The organism is Paenibacillus sp. 1A_MP2 (assembly GCF_052244825.1).
Taxonomy (GTDB): Bacteria; Bacillota; Bacilli; order Paenibacillales; family Paenibacillaceae; genus Paenibacillus; species Paenibacillus vandeheii.
This window is the reverse complement of record NZ_JBQQCS010000001.1, coordinates 6,419,744-6,437,125: the sequence shown is the minus strand read 5'-3', so window position 1 is coordinate 6,437,125 and position 17,382 is coordinate 6,419,744. Positions and strand designations below refer to the sequence as shown.

Sequence of the window (17,382 nt, the reverse complement as noted above, 5' to 3'; positions counted from 1 at the left end):
ATAGAACATTGTTCATGAGCTGGTATGGCGAACAGACAAAGTGGTCTAGTTAACGGCAAGCCGGATATAAGTTTGAAAGATATTCTACTATTTATAATAGATAGTGGTTTACTGTAAGAGAGTTGTTAATCTCTGAGGTTGGAATGATAGGTGCTGTGCTACGGGATGAACTAAACTATTAGATTTAAGCTCGATTTCAGGTTTGGTCCATGACTTGTCGTGCTGGGATGTATCGAGGGAATAGGTGGAGAGAGTATGTAGGAAATGAATTTATAAAATATGAAAATAAAGCTTGCATTCAAAAACTGTACATGGTATATTCTAATTCCGGCCAAGAAAACACGAGAAACACGGTGCGGCAAGCGAAACAAATAAGCTTCGAAAGAAACTTAAAAAAAGAGCTTGCAAAGTTGGTTCGGATGTGATAAGATATAAAAGTTGCTGAGTTGAACGAAGCTTAGTAGCGAAACAAGTTTGATCTTTGAAAACTGAACAACGAGTGAGTAACGATCTTGCTTGCAAGATCGACGCTGAGAAATCGGTACACGTCTTCGGACCGTATGATTTCGAAGCATAAATGAGATTTTTAATCTCGTCAGTTTCAAAATGAGCATATCGCTCTTTTCAATACTTTATTGGAGAGTTTGATCCTGGCTCAGGACGAACGCTGGCGGCATGCCTAATACATGCAAGTCGAGCGGACTTGAAGAGAAGCTTGCTTCTCCGATGGTTAGCGGCGGACGGGTGAGTAACACGTAGGCAACCTGCCCTCAAGCTTGGGACAACTACCGGAAACGGTAGCTAATACCGAATAGTTGTTTTCTTCTCCTGAAGAAAACTGGAAAGACGGAGCAATCTGTCACTTGGGGATGGGCCTGCGGCGCATTAGCTAGTTGGTGGGGTAACGGCTCACCAAGGCGACGATGCGTAGCCGACCTGAGAGGGTGATCGGCCACACTGGGACTGAGACACGGCCCAGACTCCTACGGGAGGCAGCAGTAGGGAATCTTCCGCAATGGGCGAAAGCCTGACGGAGCAATGCCGCGTGAGTGATGAAGGTTTTCGGATCGTAAAGCTCTGTTGCCAGGGAAGAACGCTTGGGAGAGTAACTGCTCTCAAGGTGACGGTACCTGAGAAGAAAGCCCCGGCTAACTACGTGCCAGCAGCCGCGGTAATACGTAGGGGCAAGCGTTGTCCGGAATTATTGGGCGTAAAGCGCGCGCAGGCGGTCATTTAAGTCTGGCGTTTAATCCCGGGCTCAACCCCGGATCGCACTGGAAACTGGGTGACTTGAGTGCAGAAGAGGAGAGTGGAATTCCACGTGTAGCGGTGAAATGCGTAGATATGTGGAGGAACACCAGTGGCGAAGGCGACTCTCTGGGCTGTAACTGACGCTGAGGCGCGAAAGCGTGGGGAGCAAACAGGATTAGATACCCTGGTAGTCCACGCCGTAAACGATGAGTGCTAGGTGTTAGGGGTTTCGATACCCTTGGTGCCGAAGTTAACACATTAAGCACTCCGCCTGGGGAGTACGGTCGCAAGACTGAAACTCAAAGGAATTGACGGGGACCCGCACAAGCAGTGGAGTATGTGGTTTAATTCGAAGCAACGCGAAGAACCTTACCAGGTCTTGACATCCCTCTGACCGGTACAGAGATGTACCTTTCCTTCGGGACAGAGGAGACAGGTGGTGCATGGTTGTCGTCAGCTCGTGTCGTGAGATGTTGGGTTAAGTCCCGCAACGAGCGCAACCCTTGATCTTAGTTGCCAGCACTTCGGGTGGGCACTCTAAGGTGACTGCCGGTGACAAACCGGAGGAAGGTGGGGATGACGTCAAATCATCATGCCCCTTATGACCTGGGCTACACACGTACTACAATGGCCGGTACAACGGGCAGTGAAACCGCGAGGTGGAACGAATCCTAAAAAGCCGGTCTCAGTTCGGATTGCAGGCTGCAACTCGCCTGCATGAAGTCGGAATTGCTAGTAATCGCGGATCAGCATGCCGCGGTGAATACGTTCCCGGGTCTTGTACACACCGCCCGTCACACCACGAGAGTTTATAACACCCGAAGTCGGTGGGGTAACCGCAAGGAGCCAGCCGCCGAAGGTGGGATAGATGATTGGGGTGAAGTCGTAACAAGGTAGCCGTATCGGAAGGTGCGGCTGGATCACCTCCTTTCTATGGAGAATCGTTTCCTGTAACGGAAACATTCAAATCGCAGACTAGATCTGCACAAACTTACTCACTCGTTGCTCAGTTTTGAGAGCTCAAACTCTCAAACAGCTTGCTTTTGCATGGAGCTTGTTCTTTGAAAACTAGATATCGAAACGAAAATTTGCGATTTAGAACATTCCTTTTAGGGATGAATGCTTGTTCGGTTCAAGTAACCGATCAACAATCATCCTAGTTGAACTTGTGTATAACAAGTTTCAATAAATAGTGAAAACTGCATTGCGATGGTATCGGATGGGAGCGACTTTTGGCTTTGCGTAAGCAAAACAAGGGAAGCGAGCAGTCGAAACCGGAGCAATTATGGTTAAGCTACTAAGAGCACACGGAGGATGCCTAGGCGCTAGGAGCCGATGAAGGACGTGGCGAACAACGAAACTGCCTCGGGGAGCTGTAAGCAAGCTTTGATCCGGGGGTGTCCGAATGGGGAAACCCAGCTGGGGTAATTTCCAGTTACTCACAACTGAATACATAGGTTGTGTAGAGGCATACCAAGGGAACTGAAACATCTAAGTACCTTGAGGAAGAGAAAACAATAGTGATTCCGTCAGTAGCGGCGAGCGAACGCGGAGAAGCCCAAACCAGAGAGCTTGCTCTTTGGGGTTGTGGGACGTCTCACATGGAGTTACAAAGGAACCGGTTAAGTGAAGAGGTCTGGAAAGGCCCGCCAAAGAAGGTAAAAGCCCTGTAGTTGAAAGTCTGTTCCCTCCGAGACGGATCCCGAGTAGTGCGGGGCACGTGAAACCCCGTATGAATCCGGCAGGACCATCTGCCAAGGCTAAATACTTCCTAGCGACCGATAGTGAAGCAGTACCGTGAGGGAAAGGTGAAAAGCACCCCGGAAGGGGAGTGAAATAGAACCTGAAACCGTGTGCTTACAAAAAGTCAGAGCCCGTTTTAGGGGTGATGGCGTGCCTTTTGTAGAATGAACCGGCGAGTTACGTTCCCGTGCAAGGTTAAGGTGAAGAGCCGGAGCCGCAGCGAAAGCGAGTCTGAATAGGGCGACATAGTACGTGGACGTAGACCCGAAACCGGGTGATCTACCCCTGTCCAGGGTGAAGGTGCGGTAACACGCACTGGAGGCCCGAACCCACGCATGTTGAAAAATGCGGGGATGAGGTGGGGGTAGCGGAGAAATTCCAATCGAACTCGGAGATAGCTGGTTCTCCCCGAAATAGCTTTAGGGCTAGCCTCGGAAAACAGAGTCGTGGAGGTAGAGCACTGATTGGGTGCGGGGCCCGCAAGGGTTACCAAGCTCAGTCAAACTCCGAATGCCATAGACTTACTTCCGGGAGTCAGACAGTGAGTGCTAAGATCCATTGTCAAAAGGGAAACAGCCCAGACCATCAGCTAAGGTCCCCAAGTGTGTGTTAAGTGGGAAAGGATGTGGAGTTGCACAGACAACCAGGATGTTGGCTTAGAAGCAGCCACCATTGAAAGAGTGCGTAATAGCTCACTGGTCGAGTGACTCTGCGCCGAAAATGTAACGGGGCTAAACACACCACCGAAGCTATGGCTTGATGCTTTGCATCAGGGGTAGGGGAGCGTTGTATAAGGGTTGAAGGTGTACCGTAAGGAGCGCTGGACATTATACAAGTGAGAATGCCGGTATGAGTAACGAAAAGATCAGTGAGAATCTGATCCGCCGAAAGCCTAAGGGTTCCTGAGGAAGGCTCGTCCGCTCAGGGTAAGTCGGGACCTAAGGCGAGGCCGAAAGGCGTAGTCGAAGGACAACAGGTCGAAATTCCTGTACCACCGTAAGCCGTTATGAGCAATGGGGGGACGCAGCAGGGTAGTGACGCGGACTGATGGATGTCCGTCTAAGCAGTGAGGCTGATGTGTAGGCAAATCCGCACATCGTAAGGCTGGACTGTGATGGGGAGCGAAAATTAGAGTAGCGAAGGTCATGATCTCACACTGCCAAGAAAAGCCTCTAGCCAGGTGATGGTGCCCGTACCGCAAACCGACACAGGTAGGCGAGAAGAGAATTCTAAGGCGCGCGGAAGAACTCTCGTTAAGGAACTCGGCAAAATGACCCCGTAACTTCGGGAGAAGGGGTGCCCCGGTAGTGTGAATAGCACGAGGGGGCCGCAGTGAAAAGGCCCAAGCGACTGTTTAGCAAAAACACAGGTCTGTGCGAAGCCGTAAGGCGAAGTATACGGGCTGACGCCTGCCCGGTGCTGGAAGGTTAAGGGGAGCGGTTAGGAGCAATCCGAAGCTGTGAACCGAAGCCCCAGTAAACGGCGGCCGTAACTATAACGGTCCTAAGGTAGCGAAATTCCTTGTCAGGTAAATTCTGACCCGCACGAATGGCGTAACGACTTGGGCGCTGTCTCAACGAGAGATCCGGTGAAATTTTAATACCTGTGAAGATGCAGGTTACCCGCGACAAGACGGAAAGACCCCATGGAGCTTTACTGCAGCTTGATATTGAATTTGGGTACGATCTGTACAGGATAGGTGGGAGCCTTTGAAACGTGAGCGCCAGCTTGCGTGGAGGCACCGTTGGGATACCACCCTGATCGTATCTAGGTTCTAACCTGGTACCGTAATCCGGTGCGGGGACAGTGTCAGGTGGGCAGTTTGACTGGGGCGGTCGCCTCCTAAAGAGTAACGGAGGCGCCCAAAGGTTCCCTCAGAATGGTTGGAAATCATTCGAAGAGTGCAAAGGCATAAGGGAGCTTGACTGCGAGACCTACAAGTCGAGCAGGGACGAAAGTCGGGCTTAGTGATCCGGTGGTACCGCATGGAAGGGCCATCGCTCAACGGATAAAAGCTACCCTGGGGATAACAGGCTTATCTCCCCCAAGAGTCCACATCGACGGGGAGGTTTGGCACCTCGATGTCGGCTCATCGCATCCTGGGGCTGAAGTAGGTCCCAAGGGTTGGGCTGTTCGCCCATTAAAGCGGTACGCGAGCTGGGTTCAGAACGTCGTGAGACAGTTCGGTCCCTATCTGTCGTGGGCGTAGGAAATTTGAGAGGAGCTGTCCTTAGTACGAGAGGACCGGGATGGACGTACCGCTGGTGTACCAGTTGTTCCGCCAGGAGCACCGCTGGGTAGCTATGTACGGAAGGGATAAGCGCTGAAAGCATCTAAGCGTGAAGCCCCCCTCAAGATGAGATTTCCCAGTATGTAAGACCCCTTGAAGACGACGAGGTAGATAGGCTGGGGGTGGAAGTGCAGTAATGCATGGAGCTGACCAGTACTAATCGGTCGAGGGCTTATCCAAGATATGCAGGTTGTACATCGCAAATTTCGTTTCGGATCTAGTTTTCAGAGAATGATCTCTGAACAACCGCTGAACCATTCATCCACACAGCCGTGTTGGACCGAATGGAACGCGAACGCATTTGTTACACAAATGCTCGTTTGGTGGCGATGGCGGAGGGGTTCCACACGTACCCATCCCGAACACGACCGTTAAGCCCTCTAGCGCCGATGGTACTTGGACCGCAGGGTCCTGGGAGAGTAGGACGCCGCCAAGCAAAGAACCACTGCCGATGTTATTCGGTGGTGGTTTTTATTTGTTTATAAGGAAATATCAATTAATATAAACCTTAACAGCCCGGTGAATAGCCAGGGCTGTTTTTTTATTTCTATTGATCTGAGATTGTTAAATCTCTTTTAGGTTGTTCATTCCTTTATAGTCAGTTTATGAAGCGGCCTCTTTCTTGTGTATTCATTCATTGGTTGCATGCATTCTCTAGGCGTAAAAGGGAACTCTCCACTGCATGCTGGGTCTCTGAATCAATGATGATTCCTTGTTTGTTCATTTTCAAAGTAATATGAGGAATGGTTAGGGAGGCATCATGTAAGATTTGTGCATTAATCATGTTTAACGTCAGCAATAGTGAAGCATGGGCTTTGTCACCACCCATGGCGCTTGGAGAAGCAGCGATGGCAACAGTGGGTTTATTGAGCCATTCTCCAGAAGAGACGATCCAATCTAATGCGTTTTTTAAGGCCCCAGGAACTCCGTTTCCATACTCCGGTGTGCAGATAAGAACTCCGTCCGAATGCCTCAGTTGGGCTCTCCAATTTTGCACGGATACAGGACCTTCCTCGACATCGAGGTCAGGGTTAAAATGCGGTAGATCGTTTAATCCTTCATATACTTCAAACTTAAGGTTAGGAGGAGCCAGTTTAATCATGGCATGCATTAGTAACGTATTAGAGGACTGGTTGCGCAGACTTCCGGAAATGGCAAGGATATTTAGTTCTTTCTTCAACGTAGCATCATCTCTATTCTTTAATAATGTAGGCGATTTGTTTATTTTCCTCCTGTAGGACTAGACTGTCTATAGAGAACGGTTTTAATTAAGGCATTCTTCATGTTAATCAAGAGATATCCACAATTCTTCATCAAAACTGCATGCGATCGTTTGAGTCATAATAAATATTTTTAAAAATTAGTACCAAGTACTAATACTTAGTGCTATAATGGTAAAAAACAAACGAGGTGATTACCGGTATGAATCAATCAATGGCAACCATTACGGCAATGGGTACGTATGTACCGGATCGAATATTAAGTAATGCTGATTTGGAGAAGCTGGTCGATACGAGTGATGAATGGATTGTACAGCGTACAGGGATGAGAGAACGGCGCATTGCAGCTGATGATCAGTTTGTGTCTGATCTGGCTACGAAGGCTGTAGAAGATATGATGCATCGTTATAATGTTAGCGTAGAAGATGTGGATATGATTTTGGTTGCTACCAGCACACCTGAATATGCATTTCCCAGCACAGCATCCAGAGTACAGGCGAACCTTAACATTCCACATACGGGAGTGCTTGATTTGAATGCGGCATGTGCAGGGTTTACGTATGGATTGCAGCTGGCTGACAGCCTGGTAACCAGTGGCATGTATCATAAAGTGCTGGTTATTGGAGCGGAGACGTTGTCCAAGATTACCGATTACACAGACCGTACGACATGCGTATTGTTTGGAGACGGGGCAGGAGCATTTTTGGTAGAGAGAGCTGCCGGAAAAGGCGATTTTATGGCAGCGATCTCAGGTACGAGTGGAGAAGGAGGTATCCATCTCTATAAGAGTGGTCTATCTTCGGAGATGAATGGCGTACCTCTGCAGAGTGAGGGATGCCTTGTGCAGAATGGCAGAGAGATCTATAAATGGGCTGTAAGAACGATTCCTGAACAGTTAGGTAATCTTATAGCCAAAGCTGAGCTTAAACCGGAACAGATTGATTGGTTTGTTCCGCATAGTGCGAATCTAAGAATGATTGAAGCAGTATGTGAACGTGGTCCTATCTCGTTGGAACGCACTTTAACAAGTGTGGAGTATCGGGGAAATACCTCGGCGGCTTCGATTCCTCTTGCTTTACAGCTTGCAGTGGACGAAGGAAAATTAAAGCATGGGCAGCAGGTGGCCCTCTTTGGTTTTGGGGGTGGCCTGACTTACGCCGGACTGGTTCTAAGATGGGGAGTACCGGATACCATTTAAACGTTTGAATATAATGTTATCCTTCTTGAACTGAGATACCATCCCAAAAAGTACACCCCTTTCATGAACTCATGAAAGGGGTGTACTTTTAATGTGAGCAGATTGATTACATTCAATAAGCTGTGCAATTCGAAAGTGATTAGCTTGGCAAGGGAATACCTGATAACCCGCATAAAGCTAGATATTTAATATGATTACAGTAAGCAAGGTGGGGTTATTTTGATCTACATCTTAATTAACCTAATTAAAGGTTTATGGCGTGAGCTTAGGTGCTTGGCGATGATGAGTTCCTTGCTCGTAGCTGTACGCCAGCTTGATCAGGGTTCCTTCGTCAAAGGCGCGTCCCAGGAATTCCATGCCTACAGGCAAACCGTCGGTAGTGAAACCGGCAGGAACTGTGATGGCCGGGAAGCCGGAGAACGGACTGAGTCGGTTGTTACCACCAGAGTTCTGGCCCTCGCCAATAATGCCAGCAGCTTGCGTAGATGTAGGATAGATGATGGCATCCAGGTTGTTGTCTGCCATGACCTTTAACAGGGACTCGCGTGTAACTTGGGTACGTTTCAGTACAATATCTTTGTACTCTGTTGTCTCCAGTGTTTCTCTTGCATCACGCGTCTTCATGGATTGTTCCTGTGATTTGTCGAACTGTCCGGATGCGATAATCTCCGACAGGCTGTGATATGGCGCATCTTCTCCCAGAGAATCAAGATAGTCATTCAGTTGGAATTTGAATTCATATCCGCTTAAGCTTGGATATTTATTGATTTCTGCCAGATTGGGGATGCTGATTGGAACTGCGGTAGCTCCCAACGATTGGAGTTCTACTACCACGTTGTTAATCACGTCAGCAACGGCTTTTTCCTCGGCTTTGGTACTTGGAATGAGCTCGGTGGCCACACCGATCCGTGCACCCTTCAGTCCGTTTACATCCAGGAAGTCTGTATAGCTTGAAGGAATTTTGCCTACGGCATAGGCTGTAGCCACATCGTTTTTGTCATAGCCAGCTGTAGCGTCCAGCATAATGGCGGCATCACTCACAGTACGAGCCATCGGGCCGCCGACATCCTGTGTTAATGCGAGAGGGATAATCCCTTCACGGCTGGATAGTCCGATCGTTGGACGAATACCCACGAGGCTGTTGAAGCTGGATGGAATGCGGATTGATCCGCCCGTGTCTGTGCCCAAGCCTGCAGCTGCAAAGTTTGAGGCAATAGCAGCACCTGTTCCACCACTAGATCCGCCTGGATAGTGATCCAGCGCATAAGGGTTCAGTGTTTGTCCGCCCAAGGAGCTGGAGGTAGTAATGCCGAATGCGAATTCATGCAGATTAGTTTTTCCTAAAATAATGGCCCCTGCTGCTTTGAGCTTCTTCACTTGCTCAGCATCATGAGCAGGAACAGAATCCTTCAGACAGATACAGCCTGCGGTTGTAGGCATATCATTTGTGTCGAAGTTATCTTTGACCAGTACCGGAATACCGTGCAAAGGTCCACGAGGGCCTTGAGCTGCACGCTCTTCGTCCAAAGTTTCAGCGATTTTGAGAGCATCCGGGTTCAACGTCAGGACTGCGTTAATGCTCACACCCTGATCATCGTATTTTTCAATGCGATCCAGATACTTCTGTACGAGTTCTTTGGATGTCAGCTTTCCTTGCGTCATGGCAGCCTGGAGATCCGTGATCGTTGCTTCCTCCAGAACAAATGGTTTTATGTAGTTATAAATGCGGTCTTTCAGAATGGCGACATCATTTTGTGTAAGTACAGCATTAGGAAGAAGAGAGAGTCCGTGTATCCTTTCATCAATCCGGCGGTGTTCAGAGCACCAATGGCACCGGCAAAGCTTGCCTGATCCGGGACATCCTTGAAGGATTCCGCAGCAGACTCCAACTTCAGCCATGTTTGCAGGACTACCGCAGCGTCTTTACGCTGTACTGTTGTACCAGAAAGCTTGTCCATGGAAAAGGAACACCTGCAAGTGTAGCCGCTTCTTCCATGGCTTGAACAAATGCCGTTGCAGTGACAGGAGCCTTACCAGCTGTTACGGCTGCAACCGTAGTTTTGCTCGAAGACGTTGCCGCTGCGGCTGACGCCAATGGTACAGTTCCTCCCCATGTTGTGGCGATAACAGCCCCTGCCAATAACAATGCCCCACTTTTTTTCAATACAGATCCATGATAAGTCATGCATCCACGCTCCCTTCCTGTGTATCAATGATGTGTGTTAGCGAATCTGATATAGTTGCTTTTGTCACATTCTAAATACATGTAAGGTATTCTTACAACACTCATATATATCCAAAAAAACGCATACATCCAGTACGTACGTGATACATGCTTCCAGATGCTTCTCATTCCATTCGCGGAAGAAACTTGTCGAAGCATATTGTGTAAAGTAATATGACATAAGTGGATGGTTAAGTGTTAATTCATGAAACAATTCGTTTTTGGAAGCCAAAGCAAACCAATACCCTGAAATGATATAATAAAAGGATAGAAGTAGAAGAATGAACATAATCAACGATAGAAGCAAGAGAGTCGTAGGTTTCATTAAGAAAGGAAGAGATTGAGTGAAGACATTGGTACTCGCAGAAAAACCATCTGTGGCACGCGAAATTGCCAGAGTGATGGGTGCGCGTGATAAACATAAAAGTTATATGGAAGGCCCGAAATATATCGTAACCTGGGCACTTGGACATCTTGTTGGGTTGGCTGAGCCGGAGGATTATGACAAAAAGTATGCAACGTGGAATTTGGAGGATCTGCCGATTCTGCCGGAACGTACCAAGCTGAAGGTGCTCAAAGAGACAAACCATCAATACAAAGCGGTTGCACAGCTGATGAAACGTCAGGATGTTGGCGAACTGGTTATTGCTACGGATGCGGCGCGAGAAGGAGAGCTGCTGGCCCGTTGGATTATGCAGATGGCCCAGTGGAAGAAACCTTTCAAGCGACTGTGGATATCATCCCAGACGGACAAGGCTATCAAGGATGGATTTGCAGCGCTGAAGCCAGGCAGCCAATTTGATCGACTTTATGAATCGGCCCGTTGCCGGGCAGAAGCAGATTGGATGATCGGACTTAACGTGACTCGGGCACTGACGGTTCGATTTAATGCGCAATTGTCAGCTGGACGAGTACAGACCCCAACCCTCGGCATGATTATGGACAGGGAAAATGAGATCAACGGCTTCCGCTCGCAGGAGTACGAGACGTTAACGGCTGATGTTGGAGGTTTTCAGGCAGTGTGGCGGGCTGCAGGCGGTGATTCACGCATCTTTGATCCGCAAGAGACACAGGCATTGAAGAAACGGATAGAGGGTCGCAAGGGTTCGATTGCCCAAGTGAAAAAAAGTGAAAAGGTTGAGCCGCATCCGCTGGCTTATGATCTGACGGAATTACAACGGGATGCCAACCGGAAATACGGTTTTTCCGCGAAGCAAACATCCAATGTTCTGCAACGCCTGTATGAGCAGCACAAGCTGGTAACGTATCCACGTACAGATAGCCGTTATCTGACTTCAGATATGACAGGAACGTTGAAAGAACGGTTGGATAGTGTTGCTATCGGACCTTATGCGTCTCTGGCCCGTCCTTTGCTGCGTAAAAATCTGAATATCACCAAACGTATCGTGGACGACAGCAAGGTAACCGATCACCACGCGATCATTCCAACAGAACAGACGGTTCTCCTCAATCAGTTGAATCCAGAGGAACGTAAGCTATACGATCTGATCGTTCGCCGATTCATCAGCTTGTTCTATCCGGCTGCGAAGTACGATTCTGTCTCGATCACCGTTCAGGTGGGGAATGATTCATTTTATGTAAAAGGAACAACGGTAAAAGAAAGTGGTTGGCGCGAAGTTTACGGCGGAGAGTATAGCGATGAGGATGATGATCGGACTGAAGATTCTTCAGACCATGAACGTGCGCTTTTGCCAGACGTGCAGCAAGGACAGCCCGTGACTGTTCAACGTTGTCATATCAAAAGTGGACGGACGATGCCGCCCAAACGGTACACCGAAGCAGCTTTGCTTTCCCAAATGGAGAAGCATGGACTGGGCACTCCGGCTACACGCGCGGACATTATTGAGAAATTGGTCAGCTCTGACACAATCGATCGTCAAGGCAACAGCATGCATCCTACGGGAAAGGGAAACAGCTGATTGAACTGGCGGCTCCGCAGCTTCGTTCACCTGAATTAACAGCCCGCTGGGAAGCGGAACTGGAACGGATCGCTCGTGGACAAGGGAAACCAGGGCCTTTCCTGGATAGCATCCGTTCGATGGCGAAAGAGCTTGTATCCACCGTAAAAGGCAGTAAAGCCGAGTATAAGCCGCATAATGTGTCTAATAGTCACTGCCCGGATTGTAATGCCCGTTTGTTGGAGAAGAAGGGCAAACGCGGGAAATTTCTTGTTTGTCCCACAGAGGATTGTGGATACAGTCGTTCGGCAGAGAAAAGACTGTCCAATCGTCGCTGCGCGCAATGTCACAAAAAGATGGAAATTAAAGAGGGTAAAGCAGGTTTGTACGTGCAATGTTTACCTTGCGGCATCACAGAAACGTTGGATAAAGACAAACAGCATGTGAACAAACGTGATCAGCAAAAGTTGGTTAAGCAGTATGCCAAACAGGAATCGATTGGCTCTAATCTGGGGGATCTGCTGAAGGCGGCCATGGAGAAAAAAGGGGAATAGACGGCTCTTGATTTTAAGTGAAAAGATCCAACGGATTACTGCTTCATGTGGGTTGTTCGCTGAGTGTGAATTGCCTGTTCAGGAACAATGTGCCGTATAAGAACCTCCTTTTTCAGGCAACGTAAGCCTAGGAGGTGATACGCAGATGCCGCATAACAAGCCAGAGAAAATTCACAACCAGCAAAACAATGATAGCATCCGGGAAGAGCATATCGCTGTACGCCCGGAGAAAGCTGCCAAAAGAGCACCCAATCTGAATGGTATTCCAAAACAGGAGTCCTAGGTTCGGGATGCATGTTTCTTTCCTTCTGAAATGATACGCGGTCCCTACCCTTGCGTTGAACATGTCTCTCTGGAGGTCTATAATGGAGATATGGGAGATGTCCCGGGATAGGGGGACCGCTAAAACGCTATGCAAACCGGATTGATACTTTGGTTTTTGTTTATTAATGTAGTTGGTTACTTGGTGATGTCAGATGACAAGAAACGTGCACAACGACGTCGAGACCGTACACCTGAACGAACGCTGTTCCTGCTGGCCTTTATTGGAGGGGCGTTGGGAGTATGGGTCGCCATGTATCGTAAACGTCACAAGACCAAACATCCCAGCTTCACAATCGGCATCCCGTTGTTGTTATTTCTCAATGCGGTTATCTACGGTTATTTTCTGCAATGATGTGGCGCGATAAATATGGATGCTATTTTGCTCGCTTTATGAATAAGTTATTATAATTATGTAAATTGTTTCGTATGATTGATTCGTTTTGGTCCTGGTGCGTTTAAGGAGTTACATGGTTCTTGTAATTTATGTTAGACCAAAGATGGCTTCGACTGTTCTACATATAAAGGAAGGGAAGGGATTTACATGTTATTCTCCAAAATATTAGTGGCCTATGATGGTTCCAAAGCTTCAAATAAAGCACTTGATCGTGCGATTGAGTTAGCCAAAGTTTCTCCGGGCGCTGTACTGGATGTTATTCATGCCTTTGACTTTCCGCGTGTATTTATCGGGGAAGGATTGGCACCATTGCCGCCTTCTTTGAATAATGATTACTATAATCTGGCAGTGCAAACGACAGATGAGGCGAAAGAGCGCATACAGGCTGCTGGTGTTACAGCGAATGTGGATCTGATCCAGGGGGCTGCTGCCGAGGTTCTTCTCGATTACGCCAAAGAGAACGGATCGGACATCATCATTATTGGTAGCCGTGGTCTTGGTGGAATCCGGGAATTTGTCTTGGGCAGTGTCAGTCACAACGTGGTGCAGCATGCACAAGTTCCGGTACTAATTGTGAAATAATTATAGAATGTGTGTGTGCACATGAAAGAGCAAGAGCCGGCTGTCTTCGATGGGATGAAGAGGGGCCGGCTTTCTTTTTTGGAATAAAAGGGATGGGGTTGCTCCAAATGATCGGTAATTTCCGAACATTAAATTTGTCAATATGTTAAATGTTCGTCTTTAAGTTGACATTAGCTGTAGGGGATTGTTAGAATGTTAGATGTGTCGATCAGTTATAATTAAGGTCGAGTAGGTTCGAAAGATGTGGAATCTTTAATATTATTGAATTCATTTGTTGAAATAGATATTTGCTCGTATAACGCCGGGAATAGGGCCCGGAAGTATCTACCCGGGAACCGTAAATTTCCGGACTACGAGGAGATACGGCTGAGAGTCGCATGAAGTCGGATGCGGACAGCAAGCCCACTTTGGCATGCCCAAATGCGGGATACGTATTTCTTGGAGTCCGGTGTCCGGAGAAAATGTGATGTTTTCGCGGGTAGCGGATTTTTCTCATTTCACAATTAAACGAGAAGCAACAGGGTCAAACCAAAACGCTCAGACGGGAGTTGGATGTATTCATGTCAGTGCAGGTAGCTGTGATTATGGGCAGTAAGTCGGATTGGGAAACGATGAGGCATGCTTGTGAGGTGCTGGACGAGCTAGAGATTGGGTATGAAAAAAGGTCGTATCCGCGCATCGCACGCCAGATTTGATGTTTGAATACGCGGAGCAAGCGGTTGACCGTGGATTCAAGGTTATCATTGCAGGTGCGGGCGGGGCGGCACATCTGCCCGGTATGGTCGCTTCCAAAACGATGCTTCCGGTCATTGGAGTGCCCGTGCAATCCAAGGCGCTAAACGGTCTCGATTCCTTGCTGTCCATTGTGCAGATGCCTGGCGGCATTCCCGTCGCAACGGTAGCGATTGGCAAGGCAGGTGCAACGAATGCCGGATTGCTTGCGGCTCAGATCATCGGTGCTTTTGACCAAGATGTCCAACGTCGCAGTGAAGCCCGTAGAGAGCGAATCAAACAAGAAGTGCTCGAAAGTAGTGATGAACTATGAGTCATACGGGAGTTCAATCCGGATCAGCGGGACAATTACAGCGTGTCATGCTCCCAGGGAAAACAACCATTGGTATTCTCGGGGCGGGCAGCTTGGACGGATGCTGACGTTGGCCGGAACAGCGATGGGTTATCGATTTATTACTCTGGATCCTGCTGCAGACGCTCCATGTGGACAAGTTGCCCGTCAGATTGAAGCAGGGTATGACGATGTGGGGGCTGCGCTCGAACTGGCCCGGCAATGTGACGTAATTACCTATGAGTTCGAAAATGTAGATGCCGATGTTGCTTCTCTTCTGGAACGGGAATCCTATGTGCCGCAAGGAAGTGCGCTGCTGTACACAACCCAGCATCGTTTGCGCGAAAAACGTGCAATCGAAGCGGCGGGCGTACGCGTTGCTCCTTATCGTGAGATTACAAGTAAAGATACGATGCAAGCGGCAGTCAGTGAGCTTGGTGTTCCTTGTGTACTGAAGACGGTGACTGGTGGATATGACGGCAAGGGTCAACGTGTTATTCGAGAAGCAAATCAGGCGGTAGCTGCTTATGAAGAACTCGCAGCTACCGGTGCGGAACTGGTGTTGGAGCAATTCATCAAGTTTGACTGCGAGATTTCAGTTGTTGTTGCACGGAGTACCAATGGGGAGATTAAGACGTTCCCGCCAGCCGAGAACATTCATGTGAACAACATTTTGCATACTTCGATCGTACCGGCAAGAGTACCTACCGATATTCAGATTGAAGCGCAGAAGTTGGCAGCAGCCGTGGCACAATCGATGCAGGCAGTGGGCTTGCTCGCAGTGGAACTGTTCGTTGCGGCGGATGGAAGACTATATGTGAATGAGCTGGCTCCAAGGCCGCACAATTCGGGACATTATACAATGGAGGCCTGTGCGACTTCACAATTCGAACAGCATATCCGTGCCGTTTGCGGATTGCCGCTTGGAGATACTTCATTATTAAGCCCGGTTGTTATGGTCAATGTGCTTGGAGAACATCTGGAAGGAATCATTGCAAGAACGGGTCAGCATGACGCGGAGGCGATGGAACTTGGTGTCATCCCCAAGCTTCATATATATGGTAAAACCGAAGCGAAGACAGGACGGAAGATGGGGCATGTCAATCTGCTCTGTCAGGATGTCGAAGAAGGATTACAATGGATTGAACAAACTAATCTTTGGAGGAATACAAATTTATGATCGAACGTTATAGCAGACCCGAAATGAGAGCCATCTGGACGGAGGAAAATAAATTCAAGTCATGGCTGGAAGTAGAAATTTGTGCATGTGAAGCATGGGCGGAGCTTGGAGTCATTCCTAAGGAAGAAGCAGCATTGCTTCGTCAGAACGCTTCTTTTGACATCGATCGCATTTACGAGATTGAACAGGAAACACGTCATGACGTGATTGCTTTTACACGTACGGTATCTGAAAGTCTGGGTGCAGAGCGGAAATGGGTGCACTACGGTCTGACTTCCACGGATGTCGTTGATACAGCGCTGGGATATGTATTACGTCAGGCAAATGAAATCTTGGAACGCGACATTGTGAATTTCATCGAAATTTTACGCGAAAAAGCGCTGACTTATCAGCACACGCCAATGATGGGACGTACACATGGGGTACATGCGGAGCCAACGACGTTTGGCCTGAAAATGGCGCTATGGCATGAAGAAATGAAACGGAACCTGGAGCGTTTCCGTCATGCAGCAGACAATGTACAATACGGCAAAATCTCTGGAGCAGTCGGCACATACGCAAACATTGATCCGTTTGTTGAAGAATTTGTATGTGAGAAGCTGGGTACGAAGCCTGCCCCAATCTCGACTCAAACGCTGCAACGTGACCGTCATGCAGAATACATGGCTACACTGGCATTGATCGCAACATCTCTGGACAAGTTCGCTACAGAAGTACGTGCGCTACAAAAGAGTGAATTCCGTGAAGTGGAAGAAGCTTTTGCGAAAGGTCAAAAAGGATCTTCGGCAATGCCGCACAAACGTAACCCAATCGGCAGTGAAAATATCTCCGGTCTGTCCCGCGTCATTCGCGGACATATGGTATCTGCTTACGAGAACGTAACACTGTGGCACGAGCGTGATATCTCGCACTCTTCCGTAGAGCGTATCATCCTGCCGGATGCGACCATGCTGCTAAACTACATGCTGAACCGTTTCGGTAACATCGTGAAGAACCTGACCGTATTCCCTGAAAATATGAAACGCAACATGGAGCGCACCTTCGGCGTGCCATTCTCCGGCCGAGTGTTGACCAAGCTGATCGACAAAGGTTTCAGCCGCGAGCAGGCATATGATACCGTTCAACCACGTGCGATGCAGGCCTGGGAAGAACAACGCCAGTTCCAGGATATCGTGAGATCCACACCGGAAATCACCGAGGTACTGAGCGAAGAGGAAATCGCAGATGCGTTCAACCCATCCTGGCACCTGAAGCATGTGGATACCATCTTCAAAAAACTCGGTTTGAACGACTAATAATTCAATAAGGCTATAGCGCAGAATGATGGGTTTGCAGGGAACGCAGAGGACAGAAATAAGCTGAAGAAGCGAAGCGTTCGCCTTTATCCCCGGATTTTCACTTTGAAAAAGTGGAATCAAAAAATCTGGGGATAACAGCGAT

At 48.5% G+C, this 17,382-nt stretch carries 11 protein-coding genes, 3 rRNA genes, 2 pseudogenes and 1 riboswitch; of the genes and pseudogenes, 12 read left to right on the top strand and 4 right to left on the bottom strand.

The annotated features are described in order from the left end of the window. Positions 1-632 precede the first annotated feature (632 nt). The 3 genes from ACTWJ7_RS31645 (at position 633) to rrf (ending at position 5,720) form a co-directional block, all read left to right on the top strand. Positions 633-2,182: ribosomal RNA gene (locus ACTWJ7_RS31645) — 16S ribosomal RNA — on the top strand. Positions 2,183-2,538: 356 nt separating this feature from the next. Beyond that, a 23S ribosomal RNA gene (locus ACTWJ7_RS31640) occupies positions 2,539-5,464 on the top strand. Between the two features lie 139 nt (positions 5,465-5,603). After that, positions 5,604-5,720: ribosomal RNA gene (gene rrf / locus ACTWJ7_RS31635) — 5S ribosomal RNA — on the top strand. The 16S, 23S and 5S rRNA genes sit together here, the layout of an rRNA operon. Before the next feature lie 198 nt (positions 5,721-5,918). Here the strand turns inward: rrf and ACTWJ7_RS31630 are convergent. Next, positions 5,919-6,464: an NADPH-dependent FMN reductase gene (locus tag ACTWJ7_RS31630; RefSeq protein ID WP_301880902.1), complete on the bottom strand. Its 546-nt coding sequence runs from the start codon at positions 6,462-6,464 to the stop codon at positions 5,919-5,921. 242 nt (positions 6,465-6,706) lie between these two features. Between ACTWJ7_RS31630 and ACTWJ7_RS31625 the strand changes: the two genes are divergently transcribed. Next, entirely contained in the window at positions 6,707-7,702 is a 996-nt protein-coding gene (locus ACTWJ7_RS31625) for a ketoacyl-ACP synthase III (protein ID WP_301880900.1), read from the top strand. 252 nt (positions 7,703-7,954) lie between these two features. Here ACTWJ7_RS31625 and ACTWJ7_RS31620 read toward each other — a convergent pair whose 3' ends face one another. From ACTWJ7_RS31620 to ACTWJ7_RS31610, 3 genes are read right to left on the bottom strand one after another with little or no spacing between them, the layout of a single operon-like run. Next, on the bottom strand, positions 7,955-9,496 hold the full coding sequence (locus tag ACTWJ7_RS31620) for an amidase family protein (protein ID WP_443146443.1): 1,542 nt from the start codon (positions 9,494-9,496) through the stop codon (positions 7,955-7,957). Beyond that, positions 9,436-9,660 (bottom strand): S-layer homology domain-containing protein, encoded by a 225-nt coding sequence (locus ACTWJ7_RS31615; RefSeq protein WP_443146223.1) that lies wholly within the window; start codon positions 9,658-9,660, stop codon positions 9,436-9,438. Before ACTWJ7_RS31615 ends, ACTWJ7_RS31620 begins: the two co-directional genes overlap by 61 nt. Continuing rightward, positions 9,612-9,887, bottom strand: coding sequence for a hypothetical protein (locus tag ACTWJ7_RS31610; protein ID WP_443146222.1), 276 nt, complete (start codon positions 9,885-9,887; stop codon positions 9,612-9,614). Before ACTWJ7_RS31610 ends, ACTWJ7_RS31615 begins: the two co-directional genes overlap by 49 nt. A gap of 383 nt (positions 9,888-10,270) precedes the next feature. On the opposite strand from ACTWJ7_RS31610, the gene ACTWJ7_RS31605 reads away from it, so the two are divergent. From ACTWJ7_RS31605 to purB, 8 genes and pseudogenes are all read left to right on the top strand, one after another. Continuing rightward, a complete protein-coding gene (locus ACTWJ7_RS31605; protein WP_443146221.1) occupies positions 10,271-11,866 on the top strand; it encodes a DNA topoisomerase 3 in 1,596 nt (531 codons plus the stop codon). A gap of 119 nt (positions 11,867-11,985) precedes the next feature. Further along, positions 11,986-12,399, top strand: coding sequence for a topoisomerase DNA-binding C4 zinc finger domain-containing protein (locus ACTWJ7_RS31600; RefSeq protein WP_443146220.1), 414 nt, complete (start codon positions 11,986-11,988; stop codon positions 12,397-12,399). A gap of 145 nt (positions 12,400-12,544) precedes the next feature. After that, entirely contained in the window at positions 12,545-12,682 is a 138-nt protein-coding gene (locus ACTWJ7_RS31595) for a hypothetical protein (protein ID WP_173405256.1), read from the top strand. 129 nt (positions 12,683-12,811) lie between these two features. After that, positions 12,812-13,075 carry a DUF1294 domain-containing protein gene (locus ACTWJ7_RS31590; protein ID WP_024633550.1) on the top strand — a complete coding sequence of 88 codons (264 nt, stop codon included), beginning with the start codon at positions 12,812-12,814 and terminating at the stop codon, positions 13,073-13,075. A gap of 189 nt (positions 13,076-13,264) precedes the next feature. Further along, on the top strand, positions 13,265-13,699 hold the full coding sequence (locus tag ACTWJ7_RS31585) for a universal stress protein (RefSeq protein ID WP_024633549.1): 435 nt from the start codon (positions 13,265-13,267) through the stop codon (positions 13,697-13,699). Between the two features lie 271 nt (positions 13,700-13,970). After that, positions 13,971-14,072: riboswitch (purine riboswitch) on the top strand. A gap of 187 nt (positions 14,073-14,259) precedes the next feature. Further along, positions 14,260-14,744, top strand: a pseudogene (purE, locus tag ACTWJ7_RS31580) (5-(carboxyamino)imidazole ribonucleotide mutase). Further along, positions 14,741-15,942, top strand: a pseudogene (gene purK / locus ACTWJ7_RS31575) (5-(carboxyamino)imidazole ribonucleotide synthase). The pseudogenes purE and purK overlap by 4 nt, the downstream one beginning before the upstream one ends. Continuing rightward, positions 15,939-17,237, top strand: coding sequence for an adenylosuccinate lyase (gene purB, locus ACTWJ7_RS31570; protein ID WP_024633546.1), 1,299 nt, complete (start codon positions 15,939-15,941; stop codon positions 17,235-17,237). The pseudogene purK and the gene purB overlap by 4 nt, the downstream one beginning before the upstream one ends. The last annotated feature ends 145 nt before the right edge of the window (positions 17,238-17,382 follow it).